This window comes from Cupriavidus sp. FW306-1B-F12B (assembly GCF_058781795.1).
In genome coordinates this window covers 169,562-185,593 of record NZ_JBYSXC010000016.1, presented here as the reverse complement: position 1 = coordinate 185,593, position 16,032 = coordinate 169,562, and the positions used below count along the sequence as shown (strand labels likewise).

Genomic DNA, 16,032 nt, shown 5'->3' with positions numbered 1-16,032 from the left:
CCCGGCGGGCACGGAAGCGGCCCCCTTAGTGGTATGGTTACGGCTTTTCCGGCTTCAGCAATTCCGTTGTCTATGTCGCACGCGCTGGTGATCCTCAAAGATGTGTTCGGCTACCACGCCTTCCGTGGGCGCCAGGCCGAGATCATCGACCACGTTGCGACGGGCGGCGACTGCCTGGTGCTGATGCCGACCGGCGGCGGCAAGTCGCTGTGCTACCAGATCCCGGCGCTGCTGCGCCAGCGTGCCGGCGACGGCGTCGGCATTGTGGTGTCGCCGCTGATCGCGCTGATGCAGGACCAGGTCGCGGCGCTGACTGAAGCGGGCGTACGCGCCGCAGTGCTCAATTCGACGCTGACCGGGTCCGAGGCCTCGGCGGTCGAGCGCGACCTGCTGGCCGGGCGCATAGAGATCCTTTACGTGGCGCCGGAACGGTTGATGACGCCACGCTTCCAGGACTTGCTCGAGCGCATTCGGGTCGGGCTCTTTGCCATCGACGAAGCGCACTGCGTGTCGCAGTGGGGCCACGACTTCCGCCCCGAGTACATCCAGTTGTCGGTGCTGCACGAGCGCTTCCCGTACGTGCCGCGCATCGCGCTGACGGCAACGGCCGACGCACTCACGCGCAACGAGATCATCGAGCGCCTGGCGCTGGACAACGCCCGCGTCTTCATCTCCAGCTTCGACCGGCCCAATATCCGCTACCGCATCGTCGAGAAGGACAATGCGCGCCAGCAGCTGCTGGCCTTCATCAAGGCCGAGCACACTGCGGCCGACGGCAACCATGACAGCGGCATCGTCTATTGCCTGTCGCGCAAGAAGGTGGAGGACACGGCGCAGTGGCTGAGCGGACAGGGCATCAATGCGCTGGGCTACCACGCCGGCATGGATGCCCAGGTGCGCCAGCACCACCAGGCCCGCTTCCGCGAGGAAGAAGGACTGGTGATGGTGGCGACGATCGCCTTCGGCATGGGTATCGACAAGCCCGACGTGCGCTTTGTCGCCCACCTGGACCTGCCCAAGAGCATGGAAGGCTACTACCAGGAAACCGGGCGCGCCGGCCGCGACGGCCTGCCGGCCAATGCCTGGATGGCCTACGGCCTGGGCGACGTGGTGCAGCAGAAGCGCATGATCGACGAGTCCGAGGCGGACGAGGCCTTCAAGCGCGTGTCGTCGTCCAAGCTCGATGCGCTGCTGGGCCTGTGCGAGACCGCGGGCTGCCGGCGCGTGCGCATCCTGGCGTATTTCAACGAGGCCAGTGAACCCTGCGGCAACTGCGATACCTGCCTGGAGCCGCCGGCCACCTGGGACGGCACGCGCGAGGCGCAGATGGCGCTGTCCTGCGTGTACCGCACCGCGCAGGCGAGCCGGGTTCACTTCGGCGCCACCCACCTGATCGACGTGCTGCGCGGCAACAGCTCGGAGAAGATCCGCCAGTGGGGGCACGACAAGGTGTCCACCTTCGGCATCGGCAAGGACCGCTCGGTGCATGAATGGCATACGGTGTTCCGCCAGCTGATTGCCCAGGGTCTGCTGACCATCGACCATGGCGGCCATGGCGCGCTGCTGCTGGGCGAGGACGCGCGCGCGGTGCTCAAGGGCGAGCGCCAGATCATCCTGCGCCGCCAGGCCACCAAGCCGGGCAAGTCCGGCGAGCGTGCCGCGCGCGGCACCCGCACCGACCACACCGCCGACATGGACGCAGACATGCTGGCCAACTGGGAGGCGCTGCGCCGCTGGCGCACCGAGGCCGCGCGCGAGCACGGCGTGCCGGCCTATGTCATCTTCCACGACGCAACGCTGGCGGAGCTGGCCCGGACTGCGCCGGGCTCCCTGTCGGCGATGCAGGGCATTCCCGGGATCGGTGCCTCCAAGCTGGAGCGCTACGGACAGTCCATCCTGGAAGCGCTCCGCGGGGTCTGACCGAGGGCAGCGTCAGCGCGTCCCGGGTCGGGTATACAGCTTGACGGTATACGATTCCCCTGCTAGGATGCCAGATTCGAGTTTTTGGCTTTGGATTTCGCTCGCCCCGTCGGAGAAGTGGCCTTTAGGCCGCTGCCGGCAAGCCTTCCGGACTGGGTTTCCATGGACCGGTGGCGGCAGACGCGGGATCCGGGTGCCGGCTCGCGCTCTTTGGCATGCTGTTACCGCACAGTCCCGTCTCCAGAGCGCGTCCGCTCATCTCTCCCGCCCAAAACCCGTAGTTGCCTCTCCCTTTCGGTGCATGCCGGTGCGAGGGGCGTTTTTCGTCAAACCAAGCTGGATTGAACAATGCCAACTATCAACCAACTGGTTCGCAAGCCGCGCGTCTCTGAAGTCGTCAAGAGCAAGAGCCCGGCGCTTGAGAACTGCCCCCAGCGCCGTGGCGTGTGCACCCGCGTGTACACCACGACGCCGAAGAAGCCGAACTCGGCACTGCGTAAGGTTGCCAAGGTGCGCCTGACCAACGGTTTCGAAGTCATTTCGTACATCGGCGGTGAAGGCCACAACCTGCAGGAACACTCGGTCGTGCTGATCCGCGGCGGCCGTGTGAAGGATCTGCCGGGTGTGCGTTACCACATCGTCCGTGGTTCGCTGGATCTGCAAGGCGTGAAGGACCGCAAGCAGGCCCGTTCGAAGTACGGCGCGAAGCGTCCGAAGGCGGCCTAAGCTTAGGGTGCCTGGGTCTGCGAGACCCGAAGCAGCAAACAAACGATAGCCTGTGGCGCGAGTCATGGTGCTGTCACCAGGCGGCGGTACAACGGAGCGCCTTTTTTTGGCAACCGTGCCGTCGAGTAAGTGGTCACCCGGCGAATTTGCTGTCTATTGCATGCAAGCTAGTTGGTGGCCGGAGAGCGGGAACAACTGACCGCGCTCTCAACTGAATCTAAAGGAAAGAAGATGCCACGTCGTCGTGAAGTCCCCAAGCGGGATGTTCTGCCTGATCCGAAGTTCGGCAACGTTGAAGTTGCCAAGTTCATGAACGTGCTGATGCTGGACGGCAAGAAGTCGGTTGCCGAACGTATCGTCTATGGCGCGTTTGACCAGATCGAAAAGAAGGCAGGCAAGGCCCCCATCGAAGTGTTCTCCGTTGCGATCAACAACGTGAAGCCGGTGGTGGAAGTGAAGAGCCGTCGCGTGGGCGGCGCCAACTATCAGGTTCCGGTCGAAGTCCGTCCGTCGCGTCGTCTGGCATTGGCGATGCGTTGGCTGCGCGAGGCCGCGAAGAAACGCAGCGAGAAGTCGATGGCGCTGCGCCTGGCAGGTGAGCTGCTGGAAGCATCGGAAGGCCGTGGCGGCGCAATGAAGAAGCGTGACGAAGTGCACCGCATGGCCGAAGCCAACAAGGCGTTCTCGCATTTCCGCTTCTAAGCGCGCGATAGCGTTTGTTGGTTGCCGGGCGGGCTGTGTTTTTACACATCTCGCCCGTTTGTGTTAGGGGCGCGGGCCATGAGATGCCGGCGCCTCACGGACGAATAGAGGATTAAAGTGGCTCGTAAGACTCCCATTGAGCGCTACCGCAATATCGGTATCTCGGCTCACATTGACGCGGGTAAAACCACCACGACCGAGCGCATCCTGTTCTACACCGGTGTGAACCACAAGATCGGTGAAGTGCATGATGGCGCGGCCACCATGGACTGGATGGAGCAGGAGCAGGAGCGCGGCATCACCATCACGTCTGCTGCGACCACCGCCTTCTGGAAGGGCATGGCCGGCAACTACCCCGAGCATCGCTTCAACATCATCGACACCCCGGGCCACGTGGACTTCACCATCGAGGTGGAGCGTTCCATGCGCGTGCTGGACGGCGCGTGCATGGTGTACTGCGCAGTGGGTGGCGTGCAGCCGCAGTCGGAAACCGTCTGGCGTCAGGCCAACAAGTACCGCGTGCCGCGTCTGGCATTCGTCAACAAGATGGACCGTACCGGCGCGAACTTCTTCAAGGTCTACGACCAGCTGAAGACCCGCCTGAAGGCCAACCCGGTGCCCGTCGTGGTGCCGATCGGCGCTGAAGACGGCTTCCAAGGCGTCGTCGATCTGCTGGAAATGAAGGCGATCATTTGGGACGAAGCCAGCCAGGGCGTGAAGTTCGAATACCAGGACATCCCGGCCGAGCTGCAAGCCACCGCTGACGAATGGCGCGAGAAGATGGTCGAGTCCGCCGCCGAAGCCAGCGAAGAGCTGATGGAAAAGTACCTGGGCGGCGAAGAGCTGACCCGCGCCGAGATCGTCAAGGCGCTGCGTGACCGTACCATCGCCTGCGAAATCCAGCCGATGCTGTGCGGCACCGCGTTCAAGAACAAGGGCGTGCAGCGTATGCTCGACGCCGTGATCGACTTCCTGCCGTCGCCGGTCGACATTCCGCCGGTTACGGGCACGGACGAGGACGACAGCGAGAAGAAGCTCGAGCGCAAGGCTGACGACAACGAAAAGTTCTCGGCACTGGCGTTCAAGATCATGACCGACCCGTTCGTTGGTCAGCTGATCTTCTTCCGCGTCTACTCGGGCAAGATCAATTCGGGCGACACCGTGTACAACCCGGTCAAGAGCAAGAAGGAACGCCTCGGCCGTATTCTGCAGATGCATGCCAACCAGCGCGAAGAAATCAAGGAAGTGCTGGCCGGCGACATCGCCGCTGCAGTGGGTCTGAAGGACGCCACCACGGGCGACACGCTGTGCGATCCGGCTGCACCGATCGTGCTCGAGCGCATGGTGTTCCCGGAGCCGGTGATCTCGCAGGCCGTCGAGCCGAAGACCAAGGCTGACCAGGAAAAGATGGGCATCGCCCTGAACCGCCTGGCCGCTGAAGATCCGTCGTTCCGCGTGCGTACCGATGAAGAATCGGGCCAGACCATCATTTCGGGCATGGGCGAGCTCCACCTCGAAATTCTGGTCGACCGCATGAAGCGCGAATTCGGCGTGGAAGCCAACATTGGCGCGCCGCAGGTGGCCTACCGCGAAACCATTCGCAAGACGGCCGAAGGCGTTGAAGGCAAGTTCGTCAAGCAGTCGGGCGGCCGTGGCCAGTACGGTCACGCCGTGATCACGCTGGAACCGCAAGAGCCGGGCAAGGGCTTCGAGTTCATCGACGCCATCAAGGGCGGTGTGATTCCTCGCGAATACATCCCGGCGGTCGAAAAGGGTATCGTCGACACGCTGCCGAACGGCATCCTGGCTGGCTTCCCGGTGGTGGACGTGAAGGTCACGCTGACGTTCGGTTCGTACCACGACGTGGACTCGAACGAAAACGCGTTCCGCATGGCCGGCTCGATGGCTTTCAAGGAAGCCATGCGCAAGGCCAGCCCGGTTCTGCTCGAGCCGATGATGGCCGTGGAAGTGGAAACGCCGGAAGACTACACGGGTACCGTGATGGGCGACCTGTCGTCCCGCCGCGGCATCGTGCAGGGCATGGACGACATGGTGGGCGGCGGCAAGATCATCAAGGCCGAAGTCCCGCTGTCGGAAATGTTCGGTTATTCCACGTCGCTGCGCTCGGCCACGCAAGGCCGCGCCACGTACACCATGGAATTCAAGCACTACGCTGAAGCACCGAAGAACATCGCCGAAGCCGTGATGTCGGCCAAGGGCAAGTAATTGGAAGTTTGCCGCCGCGCCTGCCGGTGCGGCGGCGCGATGAAACAACAAGACTGCATTCCTATCAGGAGTTAAGAAATGGCAAAGGAAAAGTTCGAGCGGACCAAGCCGCACGTGAACGTTGGTACGATTGGTCACGTTGACCATGGCAAGACCACGCTGACCGCAGCGATTGCCACGGTGCTGGCAGCCAAGTTTGGCGGTGCCGCCAAGAAGTACGACGAAATCGACGCAGCGCCGGAAGAGAAGGCACGCGGTATTACCATCAATACCGCCCACGTCGAGTACGAAACGGCCAACCGCCACTACGCGCACGTTGACTGCCCGGGCCACGCTGACTATGTGAAGAACATGATCACGGGTGCCGCCCAGATGGACGGCGCGATCCTGGTTTGCTCGGCCGCTGACGGCCCGATGCCGCAAACGCGTGAGCACATCCTGCTGGCCCGCCAGGTTGGCGTGCCGTACATCATCGTGTTCCTGAACAAGTGCGACATGGTGGACGACGCTGAACTGCTCGAGCTGGTCGAGATGGAAGTTCGCGAGCTGCTGTCGAAGTACGAGTTCCCCGGCGACGACACCCCGATCATCAAGGGTTCGGCCAAGCTGGCGCTGGAAGGCGACAAGGGCGAGCTGGGCGAAGTGGCCATCATGAACCTGGCCGAAGCGCTGGACACCTACATCCCGACGCCGGAGCGTGCCGTTGACGGTACCTTCCTGATGCCGGTGGAAGACGTGTTCTCGATCTCGGGTCGCGGCACCGTGGTGACCGGCCGTATCGAGCGCGGCGTGGTGAAGGTCGGTGAGGAAATCGAAATCGTCGGTATCAAGCCGACGGTGAAGACCACCTGCACCGGCGTGGAAATGTTCCGCAAGCTGCTGGACCAGGGTCAAGCCGGCGACAACGTTGGCCTGCTGCTGCGCGGCACCAAGCGTGAAGACGTCGAGCGCGGCCAGGTGCTGTGCAAGCCGGGTTCGATCAAGCCGCACACCCACTTCACCGGCGAGGTGTACATCCTGTCGAAGGACGAAGGCGGCCGTCACACCCCGTTCTTCAACAACTACCGCCCGCAGTTCTACTTCCGTACGACCGACGTGACCGGCTCGATCGAGCTGCCGAAGGACAAGGAAATGGTCATGCCGGGTGACAACGTGTCGATCACCGTCAAGCTGATCGCCCCGATCGCCATGGAAGAAGGCCTGCGCTTCGCTATCCGTGAAGGTGGCCGTACCGTCGGCGCCGGCGTCGTGGCAAAGATCCTCGACTAAGCACTTCCTGGGACATGCCTGTCGGGCATGTCCCCATTCAACGGGCACGTTGCCCAATCGCTCTTTTAAGGAAATATCATGCAGAACCAGAAGATCCGTATCCGCCTGAAGGCATTCGACTACCGCCTGATCGACCAGTCGGCCGCCGAAATCGTGGATACCGCCAAGCGTACCGGCGCAATCGTCAAGGGCCCGGTGCCCCTGCCGACCCGCATCCAGCGCTTCGACATCCTGCGTTCGCCGCACGTCAACAAGACCAGCCGCGATCAGTTCGAGATCCGCACGCACCAGCGCCTGATGGACATCGTCGACCCGACCGACAAGACGGTTGACGCGCTGATGAAGCTCGACCTGCCGGCAGGCGTGGACGTCGAGATCAAGGTGTAATCATGCTTCGGGCCGCGCCCGCGGCCTGCTGCAGCAAAACGGCGAACCGTATGGTTCGCCGTTTTTGTTTTCAAGGCTTGCATACAGCAGCCTTGCTCCCCGGACTGCTCCCCTGCCGCGCGAGCGAGGGCGACGATCGACCCGCTTGGCGCCGGCATCACGCGCTGTGAAGTGATACATAAACGCTGATTGATTGAATCATGTGCTTCCCCCCGCAACGGCTTTACCTCGTTCCAGGCGTATCGGCAAAGCCGCAAACATAAGCGTGGCGCCCCCCAGAGGAGACAATCATGTTTGAAAGGACTCACCGGACCCGTGCGTCCGCGCCAATGCGGCCGCGCTCGGGCAATGCCATCGGCCTTGCCGTGGCGCTGGCCATCGGACTCACGCGACTGGGTCGAGAAATCGGCCGCCCCTGAGCAGTTGTTGATCTCGAAAAGGGACGCGCAGCAGAGCGTGGTGCGCACCATGCACGCTGTGCGTGTACCCGAAATTCCCGAAGTACTCGGGGTCGGGGGATGCCAGTCTTGCTGCCAGCTACAGTTGCGCGATGAGCTGAGCGATCGCGGCGGCCTCGCCCGAAGCGGCAGCACTGAATTCACACACGCCTAGCCCGCTCGGCGCCGCCGCAAGGTCTGCGCGGGGCACTCTCCGAACGCGCGCCGGTACTCCGCGCTGAACCGTCCCAGATGGGCAAAGCCCCAGCGCAGCGCCGCCGCGCTTACTGACGGCACCGAGGCGTCGTTCAGCAGGTCGTGCCGCACGCGCTCCAGCCGCACCGTGCGCAGGTAGGCCATCGGCCCGGTGCCGCGATGCTCGCGGAAACCGGCGAACAGGCTGCGTACGCTGACGCCGGCGACCTCGGCCAGCACGGCGGGCGTCAGCTCCGCCGCGGCGTTTGCGTGGATATATTCCTCCACCACTTTCACATGGCGCGGCGCCAGCGGCTTGCCGTGCTCGCGCAATGCGTCCGACAGGTTATGCGGCTGCGACGTCAGCAGCGTGCCGATCACCAGCTGTTCCAGCTGGCACGCGGTCAGCGGATGGCACGCGGTCTCGGGCGCGGTCTCTAGCATCGCGGCGAGATAGCGCATCAGCTCGTACCACGCGCCGCTGCGCCAGTCCATGCCGAGCGCAAAGCGCAGCGGCCGCTCGGGCCGGCGGCCCAGATGGGCGGCGCAGATGCGTTCCAGCGCACTGCGTTCGATGCGCACGATCAGCTGGTCGTTGTCGGCGCTCCAGCGCATGGCCAGCGCATCGCTGGGCGTCAGCACCGAAGCGCAGTCAGGCGTGGACACGATGTGCTGGTCGCCGCAGCGGATCTCGGCCTGTCCTTGCAGCGGCATCTGCACCAGCAGGAAGTCGCCGAGCGGGCCGGGGTCGATGGTGACGTCGGCGCCGTAGGCGAGGCGGTTGAACGAGACCGCGCCAAGCGGCGCATGATGCATGCGTGCCTGCAAGCGGGTGCCGCGTATCTCGAGCCGGTGCGGCTTGAACACGCGCCCGACAGCGGCGCGCGTCTCGGCCAGGTCGGTCGAGGCGAACACGCACCGGGCGGGATCGCCTAGCAGGGCGCTCGCCAGCGGTCCGGCGGCGGGGGGCAGCTGCATTGTCTCGCTCCTCTGGCGGGGGCCGCGGCGCTGCCGGTGAACGTGCGCGCCGCTGGTTCCGGGGCCGGTCCGGCTTGACGGCCGGGGCACGGTTTCCCACGCGATCCACTATAGCGGATGACCTCGCTGTCAGCGCTACGGCGTTGACCGAGTCCGAAGTTTCCTGCACTAATCGGATAGCCGCTGCGCCCAGCGGCTAGTTTGCTGCGGTGCGGAGCCACCATTATGGAGGCCAGCACGGCAGTCCCATCAGACACCGGAAAGAGAACGACAAGGAGCGCAGGCCATGGGCCAGACCATCCAGATCCAGACCCCCGAAGGCAGTTTCAGCGGTTATCTCGCCATCCCGGCGGCAGGCAAGGGCCCGGGCATCGTGTTGTGCCAGGAGATCTTCGGCGTCAATGCGACCATGCGGCAGGTGGCGGACTACTACGCCGAGGAGGGCTATACGGTGCTGGTGCCCGACCTGTTCTGGCGCATCGCGCCCGGGATCGAGCTGACCGATCGCGGCGAGGATTTCCAGCGGGCGCTGGGCCTGTACCAGCAGTTCGACGAAGCCGCGGGCGTGCAGGATGTGGGCGCCGCGCTTGAAGCGCTGCGTGCGCGGCCGGAATGCGTCGGCCAGACCGGCGTGCTGGGCTTCTGCCTGGGCGGCAAGCTGGCCTACCTGGCGGCCTGCAGGCTGCCAGACGTGGCCTGTGCGGTGGCGTACTACGGCGTGGGCATCGAGCACGCGCTGGGCGAAGCCGCCAGCGTGCGCGGCCGCCTGGTGCTGCATATCGCCGAGAAAGACGGATTCTGCCCGCCGCAGGCGCAGGCTGCGATCCGCGCAGCCCTGGCCGGGCGCGAGAACATCGAGGTCTACGTCTACGCTGGCGTCGACCATGCCTTTGCCCGCACCGGTGGCGAGCACTTCGACAAGCCCTCGGCGCTGATGGCGCACCAGCGCTCGATCGCGGCGCTGCGCGGTGAAATGGGTCCGCACTACGATTTCTCCGCGCTGTGGGACAAGCACTGCGAATACGAATTTGCCACCCGCGATGTCGACGCCACCATGGCGACGATGGTGCCGCAGCCCTATGTGAACCATATCCCGACCATGACCGGCGGGGTCGGCTACGCGCAGCTGCAGCGCTTCTACCAGCACCATTTCGTGCACAGCAATCCGCCCGACACCACGCTGATCCCGCTGTCGCGCACGGTCGGGGCCACGCAGATCGTCGACGAGATGCTGTTCTGCTTCACGCATAGCTGCGAGATCGACTGGATGCTGCCCGGCGTGCCGCCCACCGGCAAGCGCGTGGAGATCCCGCTGATCGCCATCGTCAAGTTCCGCGGCGACAAGCTGTACCACGAGCATATCTACTGGGACCAGGCCAGCGTGCTGGTGCAGGTCGGCAAGCTGGACCCGGCGGGTTTGCCGGTCGCGGGCGTGGAGACCGCGCGCAAGCTGCTGGACGAGACCCTGCCGTCGAACACACTGATGGCGCGCTGGCAGCAGAGCGAAGGCAAGTAGGCTGCGCCCGCGGCATCGATCCGGAACGGGCCCCGCAGAGGCCCGCCCGCAACCATCGCCGGCTGTTGCCGGCACAGGAGACAAGCATGAAAGGACTGCAGGGCAAGGTCGCCATTGTCACCGGCGGCGCCACGCTGATCGGCGCCGGCGTGGCGCGGGCCTTTGTCGAGGCCGGCGCGCGCGTCGCGATCTTCGACATCGATGCCGCCAATGGCGAGCGCGTGGCCGCGCAGCTGGGGGCGAACGCGCTCTTCATCGCCACCGACATCACGCGTGACGAGCAGGTTCGCGATGCCGTGGCGCAGGTGGTGCAGCGCTTTGGCGGCGTGGACTGCCTGGTCAACCTGGCCTGCACCTATCTCGATGACGGCTTCCGCTCGAATCGTGCCGACTGGCTGGCGGCGCTCGACGCCAACGTGGTGTCGGGCGTGATGCTGGCGCAGGCGGTGCACCCGCACATGCGGGCGCGCGGCGGCGGTGCGATCGTCAATTTCACCAGCATCTCTGCCAACGTGGCGCAGACCGGGCGCTGGCTCTACCCGGTGTCGAAAGCCGCCATCGCGCAGCTGACGCGCAGCATGGCGATGGACCTGGCGCCGGACCGCATCCGCGTCAACGCGGTGTCGCCGGGTTGGACCTGGTGCCGGCTGATGGACGAGGTCAGCGGCGGCAACCGTGCCCGCACCGATGCGGTGGCCGCGCCGTTCCACCTGCTGGGCCGCGTCGGCGAGCCCGACGAGGTGGCCCAGGTGGTGCTCTTCCTCTGTTCCGACCATGCCAGCTTCGTCACCGGTGCCGACTATGCCGTCGACGGCGGCTATTCCGCCATGGGGCCGGAGCAGAACGTGCCCGCCATCGGCAAGCTGGCCGGCTGAACGCCGCCGAACGATCCTTCAGGAGAAAACGTCATGAGCCAACGCATCGCCATCGTCGGAGCCGGCCAGTCGGGCCTGCAAATGGCCCTCGGGCTGCAAGCCAACGGCTACCGGGTCACGCTGCTGTCCAACCGGACCCCCGAGCAGATCCGCGGCGGGAAAGTCATGTCCAGCCAGTGCATGTTCGACCGCGCGCTGCAGGCCGAGCGCGAGCTCGGGCTGAACTGGTGGGACGATGCCTGCCCGCCGGTGGAGGGCATCGGCCTGGCCGTGCCGCATCCCGAGCAGGCCGGTGCCCGCGCGATCGACTGGGCCGCGCCGCTGGACCGCCCGGCGCAGGCGGTGGACCAGCGCCTGAAGATGCCCGCGTGGATGGAGGCCTTCGTTGCACGCGGCGGCGACCTGCGCATCGCCGATGTCGGCCTGGATGAACTGGAGGACCTGACCCGCGAGCATGACCTGGTGCTGCTGGCCGCCGGCAAGGGCGAGATCGTCAGCCGCTTCGAGCGCGATGCCTCCCGCAGCCCGTTCGACAAGCCGCAGCGCGCGCTGGCGCTGACCTATGTGACCGGCATGCAGCCGCGCACGCCGTTCTCACGGGTTTGCTTCAACCTGATCCCGGGCGTGGGTGAGTACTTCGTCTTCCCCGCGCTGACGCTGTCGGGGCCGTGCGAGATCATGGTGTTCGAAGGCATCCCGGGCGGCCCGATGGACCGCTGGGCCGAGGCGCGCACGCCGGCGCAGCACCTGGCCGAAAGCCTGCGCATCCTGCAGACCTACCTGCCATGGGAGGCCGAGCGCTGCGAGCGGGTCGCGCTGACCGACGACAACGGCACCCTTGCCGGGCGCTTTGCGCCAACGGTGCGCAAGCCGGTGCTGACGCTGCCGTCCGGGCGGCAGGTGTTCGGCATGGCCGATGCCGTGGTGGTCAACGACCCCATCACGGGGCAGGGTTCGAACAACGCCGCCAAATGCTGCAAGGTTTATCTCGATGCGATCCTGGCACGCGGCGACCAGCCCTTCGACCAGGACTGGATGGAGCGCACCTTCGACCAGTACTGGCAGTACGCGGGCGATGTGGTGGCGTGGACCAACTCGCTGCTGACCCCGCCGCCGCCGCATATCCTGGCGCTGCTGGGCGCCGCGGGGCAGGCGCCGGCACTGGCCGCGCGCATCGCCAACGGCTTCGACAATCCGCCGGACTATTTCCCGTGGTGGCTGGATCCACAGGCCTGCCACCAGCTGATCAACCAGTACGTTGCCGAGGCCGCCTGACATGCACGCCGCCACGCCTGCCACTTCCGTCCATGATCCCCGCGAACTGCGCCGGGTTTGCGGCCGCTATGCCACTGGCGTGGCCGTTATCGGCGCCTGCGGGGCGCGGGGCCGGCCCGTCGGCTTGACGGTGAACTCGTTTGCCTCGCTGTCGCTGGCGCCGCCGCTGATCTTGTGGAGCCTGGTGCTGCACTCGCCGAATGCGGGCCTGTTCGTGCCCGGCGCGCCTTTCGGCGTCAGCATCCTGCGTGCCGGCCATGGCGAACTGGCGCGCCGCTTCGCCACGCCGGCGGCGGACAAGTTCGCGGGCGTCGCCCACGGGCGCTGCGAGCGCGGCGTGCCCTACCTGGACGAGGCGCTGGCGACCCTGGCCTGCCGCGTGGAGCGGGCCGACCCGGTAGGCGATCACCTGCTGATCGTCGGCGCCGTCGAGGCATTCGAGGCAGGGGAGGGCGAACCGCTGGTATTCTATGGCGGCGATTTCGTGCGCCTCGCCGCCTGAGCAACCATCCCCGGATGAGCTTCACGGCACTTCAACTACCAGCCGTCGCCTCCACACCACACTCCAAGCAACGCAAGCGCCACTACTGCGGCGCGCCTGCCTACAACACTGCGGGCGAATCCGCAATTCATATTGCCCTTTCCAAACCGCTGCGATATAGTGTAAGGCTACCCGTTTCCTCGGGTAGTGGGCTGGCCACTTTGGCCGCGCGCAGTCTTCTTTAGCGCAAGCCCACAGCAAACACAGTTTTCGTGTATCAATCAGCCCCGGCCAATCGCAGCTGGGAATGGAGCAAACCATGAGCCTTGGCCTTGTAGGTCGCAAGGTTGGCATGACCCGTATTTTCACGGACGACGGTGAAGCAATTCCCGTTACCGTGGTCGAGGTCGGCGACAACCGCGTGACGCAAATCAAGACGGACGAGACCGACGGTTATACCGCGGTTCAAGTCACCTTCGGCGCACGACGCGCAAGCCGCGTTACCAAGCCGCTGGCGGGTCATCTCGCCAAAGCCGGCGTGGAAGCCGGCGAAATCATCCGCGAATTCCGTATCGATGCAGCCAAGGCTGCCGAACTGCAAGCTGGCGGTTCGCTGTCGGTCGACCTGTTCGAAGTCGGTCAGAAGATCGACGTGCAGGGCGTGACCATCGGTAAGGGCTACGCCGGTACCATCAAGCGCTATCACTTCGCCTCCGGCCGTGCCACCCACGGTAACTCGCGCTCGCACAACGTGCCGGGCTCGATCGGTATGGCGCAGGATCCGGGCCGCGTGTTCCCGGGCAAGCGCATGACCGGTCACCTGGGCGATGTCACCCGCACCGTGCAGAACCTGGAAATCGCCAAGATCGACGCAGAGCGCAAGCTGCTGCTGGTCAAGGGCGCCATCCCCGGCTCCAAGAACGGCAAGGTCATCGTTACCCCGGCCGTCAAGGCCAAAGCCAAAGCTTAAGGAGCGCATGTAATGGAACTCAAGCTCCTCCAGGACAATGGCCAGATCGGCGCGGGCGTTGACGCTTCGCCCGAAGTGTTCGGCCGTGACTACAACGAAGCCCTCGTTCACCAGATCGTCGTCGCTTACCAGGCCAACGCTCGCAGCGGTAACCGTAAGCAGAAGGATCGTGAAGAGGTCAAGCACACGACCAAGAAGCCGTGGCGCCAGAAGGGTACGGGCCGTGCTCGTGCCGGTATGTCTTCCTCGCCGCTGTGGCGCGGGGGCGGCCGTATCTTCCCGAATTCGCCGGAAGAGAACTTCACCCAGAAGGTCAACAAGAAGATGTTCCGTGCCGGCATGCGCTCGATTTACTCGCAGCTCGCACGTGAAGGTCGTATCAACGTGGTGGACGGTTTCACTGTCGACGCGCCCAAGACCAAGCTCTTGGCCGACAAGTTCAAGGCCATGGGCCTGGACTCGGTGCTGATCATCACCGACAGCCTCGACGAAAACCTCTACCTGGCTTCGCGCAACCTGCCGCACGTGGCAGTTGTCGAGCCGCGCCAGGCTGATCCGCTGTCGCTCGTGCACTACAAGAAGGTGCTGGTGACCAAGGCAGCCGTCGCGCAGATCGAGGAGTTGCTGAAATGACGCAAGTAGCCAAGAACGATCATCGTTTGATGCAGGTGCTGCTCGCGCCGGTGGTTTCCGAAAAGGCAACCCTGGTCGCCGACAAGAATGAACAAGTCGTGTTCGAAGTGGCCCGCGATGCCAACAAGGCAGAAGTGAAGGCCGCCGTCGAACTGTTGTTCAAGGTCGAGGTGCAGTCCGTTCAGATCCTGAACCAGAAGGGCAAGCAGAAGCGTTTTGGCCGTTTCATGGGGCGTCGCAACCACGTGAAGAAGGCCTACGTTTCGCTGAAGCCGGGTCAGGAAATCAATTTTGAAGCGGAGGCCAAGTAATCATGGCACTCGTCAAGACCAAGCCGACTTCCCCGGGTCGTCGCTCGATGGTGAAGGTGGTCAACAAGGACCTTCACAAGGGCGCCCCGCATGCTCCGCTGCTGGAAAAGCAATTCCAGAAGTCGGGCCGTAACAACAACGGTCATATCACCACCCGCCACAAGGGCGGTGGTCATAAGCACCACTACCGCGTGGTCGACTTCAAGCGCAACGACAAGGACGGCATCCCCGCCCGCGTCGAGCGCCTGGAATACGATCCGAACCGCAGCGCCAACATCGCGCTGGTGCTGTTCGCCGACGGCGAGCGCCGCTACATCATCGCCACCAAGGGCATGGTTGCCGGCCAGCAACTGCTGAACGGCTCGGAAGCGCCGATCAAGGCCGGTAACAACCTGCCGATCCGCAACATTCCGGTCGGTACCACGATCAACAACGTGGAAATGCTGCCGGGCAAGGGTTCGCAGATCGCACGTGCCGCCGGCGGTTCCGCCGTGCTGCTGGCTCGTGAAGGCCTGTACGCCCAGGTTCGCCTGCGCTCCGGTGAAGTGCGCCGCGTGCACATCGAGTGCCGCGCCACCATCGGTGAAGTGGGCAACGAAGAGCACAGCCTGCGCGTCATCGGCAAGGCCGGTGCGACCCGCTGGCGCGGTATCCGCCCGACGGTCCGTGGTGTCGTGATGAACCCGGTCGACCACCCGCACGGTGGTGGTGAAGGCAAGACCGCTGCTGGTCGCGATCCGGTTTCGCCGTGGGGTACCCCGGCCAAGGGTTACCGTACCCGCAGCAACAAGCGCACGGACAGCATGATCGTCCAGAAGCGCCACAAGCGTTAATCGGTAGGTAGGAGCTAAAGATATGACTCGTTCCGCTAAAAAGGGTCCGTTCTGCGACGCCCACCTGCTGAAGAAGGTGGAAGTCGCATCGAGCGGCAAGGACAAGAAGCCCATCAAGACTTGGTCGCGTCGCTCGACCATTCTGCCGGAGTTCATTGGCCTGACGATCGCCGTTCACAACGGCCGTCAACACGTGCCGGTGTACGTTACGGAAAACATGGTTGGCCACAAGCTCGGTGAATTTGCGATTACCCGCACGTTCAAGGGCCACGCGGCTGACAAGAAAGCGAAGAGGTAA

Annotated in this window: 17 protein-coding genes; 16 read left to right on the top strand and 1 reads right to left on the bottom strand. The window is 64.7% G+C overall.

Going from position 1 to position 16,032, the window contains the following annotated elements:
* Nucleotides 1-72: 72 nt before the first annotated feature.
* The 7 genes from recQ (at nt 73) to AC3WLE_RS24725 (ending at nt 7,649) form a co-directional block, all read left to right on the top strand.
* The gene (gene recQ / locus AC3WLE_RS24755; RefSeq protein ID WP_492357226.1) at nt 73-1,920 is read left to right on the top strand and encodes a DNA helicase RecQ; all 1,848 of its coding nucleotides are present in this window, start codon (nt 73-75) and stop codon (nt 1,918-1,920) included.
* 348 nt (nt 1,921-2,268) lie between these two features.
* Entirely contained in the window at nt 2,269-2,646 is a 378-nt protein-coding gene (rpsL, locus tag AC3WLE_RS24750; protein WP_010810460.1) for a 30S ribosomal protein S12, read from the top strand.
* A gap of 231 nt (nt 2,647-2,877) precedes the next feature.
* Nucleotides 2,878-3,348, top strand: coding sequence for a 30S ribosomal protein S7 (rpsG, locus tag AC3WLE_RS24745; RefSeq protein ID WP_010810459.1), 471 nt, complete (start codon nt 2,878-2,880; stop codon nt 3,346-3,348).
* 117 nt (nt 3,349-3,465) lie between these two features.
* Nucleotides 3,466-5,574 (top strand): elongation factor G, encoded by a 2,109-nt coding sequence (gene fusA, locus AC3WLE_RS24740; protein ID WP_492320444.1) that lies wholly within the window; start codon nt 3,466-3,468, stop codon nt 5,572-5,574.
* 78 nt (nt 5,575-5,652) lie between these two features.
* A complete protein-coding gene (gene tuf, locus AC3WLE_RS24735; protein WP_492320443.1) occupies nt 5,653-6,843 on the top strand; it encodes an elongation factor Tu in 1,191 nt (396 codons plus the stop codon).
* 78 nt (nt 6,844-6,921) lie between these two features.
* Nucleotides 6,922-7,230 (top strand): 30S ribosomal protein S10, encoded by a 309-nt coding sequence (rpsJ, locus tag AC3WLE_RS24730; protein WP_006160488.1) that lies wholly within the window; start codon nt 6,922-6,924, stop codon nt 7,228-7,230.
* Nucleotides 7,231-7,520: 290 nt separating this feature from the next.
* Nucleotides 7,521-7,649 (top strand): hypothetical protein, encoded by a 129-nt coding sequence (locus tag AC3WLE_RS24725; RefSeq protein ID WP_492320442.1) that lies wholly within the window; start codon nt 7,521-7,523, stop codon nt 7,647-7,649.
* Between the two features lie 189 nt (nt 7,650-7,838).
* Here AC3WLE_RS24725 and AC3WLE_RS24720 read toward each other — a convergent pair whose 3' ends face one another.
* Complete coding sequence (locus tag AC3WLE_RS24720; protein WP_492352857.1) at nt 7,839-8,840, bottom strand: AraC family transcriptional regulator; 1,002 nt, start codon at nt 8,838-8,840, stop codon at nt 7,839-7,841.
* A 286-nt stretch (nt 8,841-9,126) separates the two neighbouring features.
* Here AC3WLE_RS24720 and AC3WLE_RS24715 point away from each other — a divergent pair, with 286 nt between their 5' ends.
* The 9 genes from AC3WLE_RS24715 to rpsS all read left to right on the top strand — a co-directional run bounded on the left by AC3WLE_RS24715 (nt 9,127) and on the right by rpsS (nt 16,032).
* Nucleotides 9,127-10,356, top strand: a complete 1,230-nt coding sequence (locus tag AC3WLE_RS24715; protein ID WP_492352856.1) for a dienelactone hydrolase family protein — start codon at nt 9,127-9,129, stop codon at nt 10,354-10,356.
* A gap of 86 nt (nt 10,357-10,442) precedes the next feature.
* Nucleotides 10,443-11,231, top strand: coding sequence for an SDR family oxidoreductase (locus AC3WLE_RS24710; protein WP_492352855.1), 789 nt, complete (start codon nt 10,443-10,445; stop codon nt 11,229-11,231).
* A gap of 33 nt (nt 11,232-11,264) precedes the next feature.
* The gene (locus tag AC3WLE_RS24705) at nt 11,265-12,506 is read left to right on the top strand and encodes a styrene monooxygenase/indole monooxygenase family protein (protein ID WP_492357223.1); all 1,242 of its coding nucleotides are present in this window, start codon (nt 11,265-11,267) and stop codon (nt 12,504-12,506) included.
* A gap of 1 nt (nt 12,507) precedes the next feature.
* Nucleotides 12,508-13,008: a flavin reductase family protein gene (locus AC3WLE_RS24700; RefSeq protein ID WP_492357224.1), complete on the top strand. Its 501-nt coding sequence runs from the start codon at nt 12,508-12,510 to the stop codon at nt 13,006-13,008.
* Nucleotides 13,009-13,306: 298 nt separating this feature from the next.
* Nucleotides 13,307-13,957 carry a 50S ribosomal protein L3 gene (gene rplC, locus AC3WLE_RS24695; RefSeq protein WP_010812397.1) on the top strand — a complete coding sequence of 217 codons (651 nt, stop codon included), beginning with the start codon at nt 13,307-13,309 and terminating at the stop codon, nt 13,955-13,957.
* A 12-nt stretch (nt 13,958-13,969) separates the two neighbouring features.
* Nucleotides 13,970-14,590, top strand: coding sequence for a 50S ribosomal protein L4 (rplD, locus tag AC3WLE_RS24690; protein WP_010812396.1), 621 nt, complete (start codon nt 13,970-13,972; stop codon nt 14,588-14,590).
* Entirely contained in the window at nt 14,587-14,901 is a 315-nt protein-coding gene (gene rplW, locus AC3WLE_RS24685; RefSeq protein ID WP_006576245.1) for a 50S ribosomal protein L23, read from the top strand. Before rplD ends, rplW begins: the two co-directional genes overlap by 4 nt.
* 2 nt (nt 14,902-14,903) lie before the next feature.
* Nucleotides 14,904-15,734, top strand: a complete 831-nt coding sequence (gene rplB / locus AC3WLE_RS24680) for a 50S ribosomal protein L2 (RefSeq protein WP_492352852.1) — start codon at nt 14,904-14,906, stop codon at nt 15,732-15,734.
* Nucleotides 15,735-15,756: 22 nt separating this feature from the next.
* Nucleotides 15,757-16,032: a 30S ribosomal protein S19 gene (gene rpsS / locus AC3WLE_RS24675; protein ID WP_010812394.1), complete on the top strand. Its 276-nt coding sequence runs from the start codon at nt 15,757-15,759 to the stop codon at nt 16,030-16,032.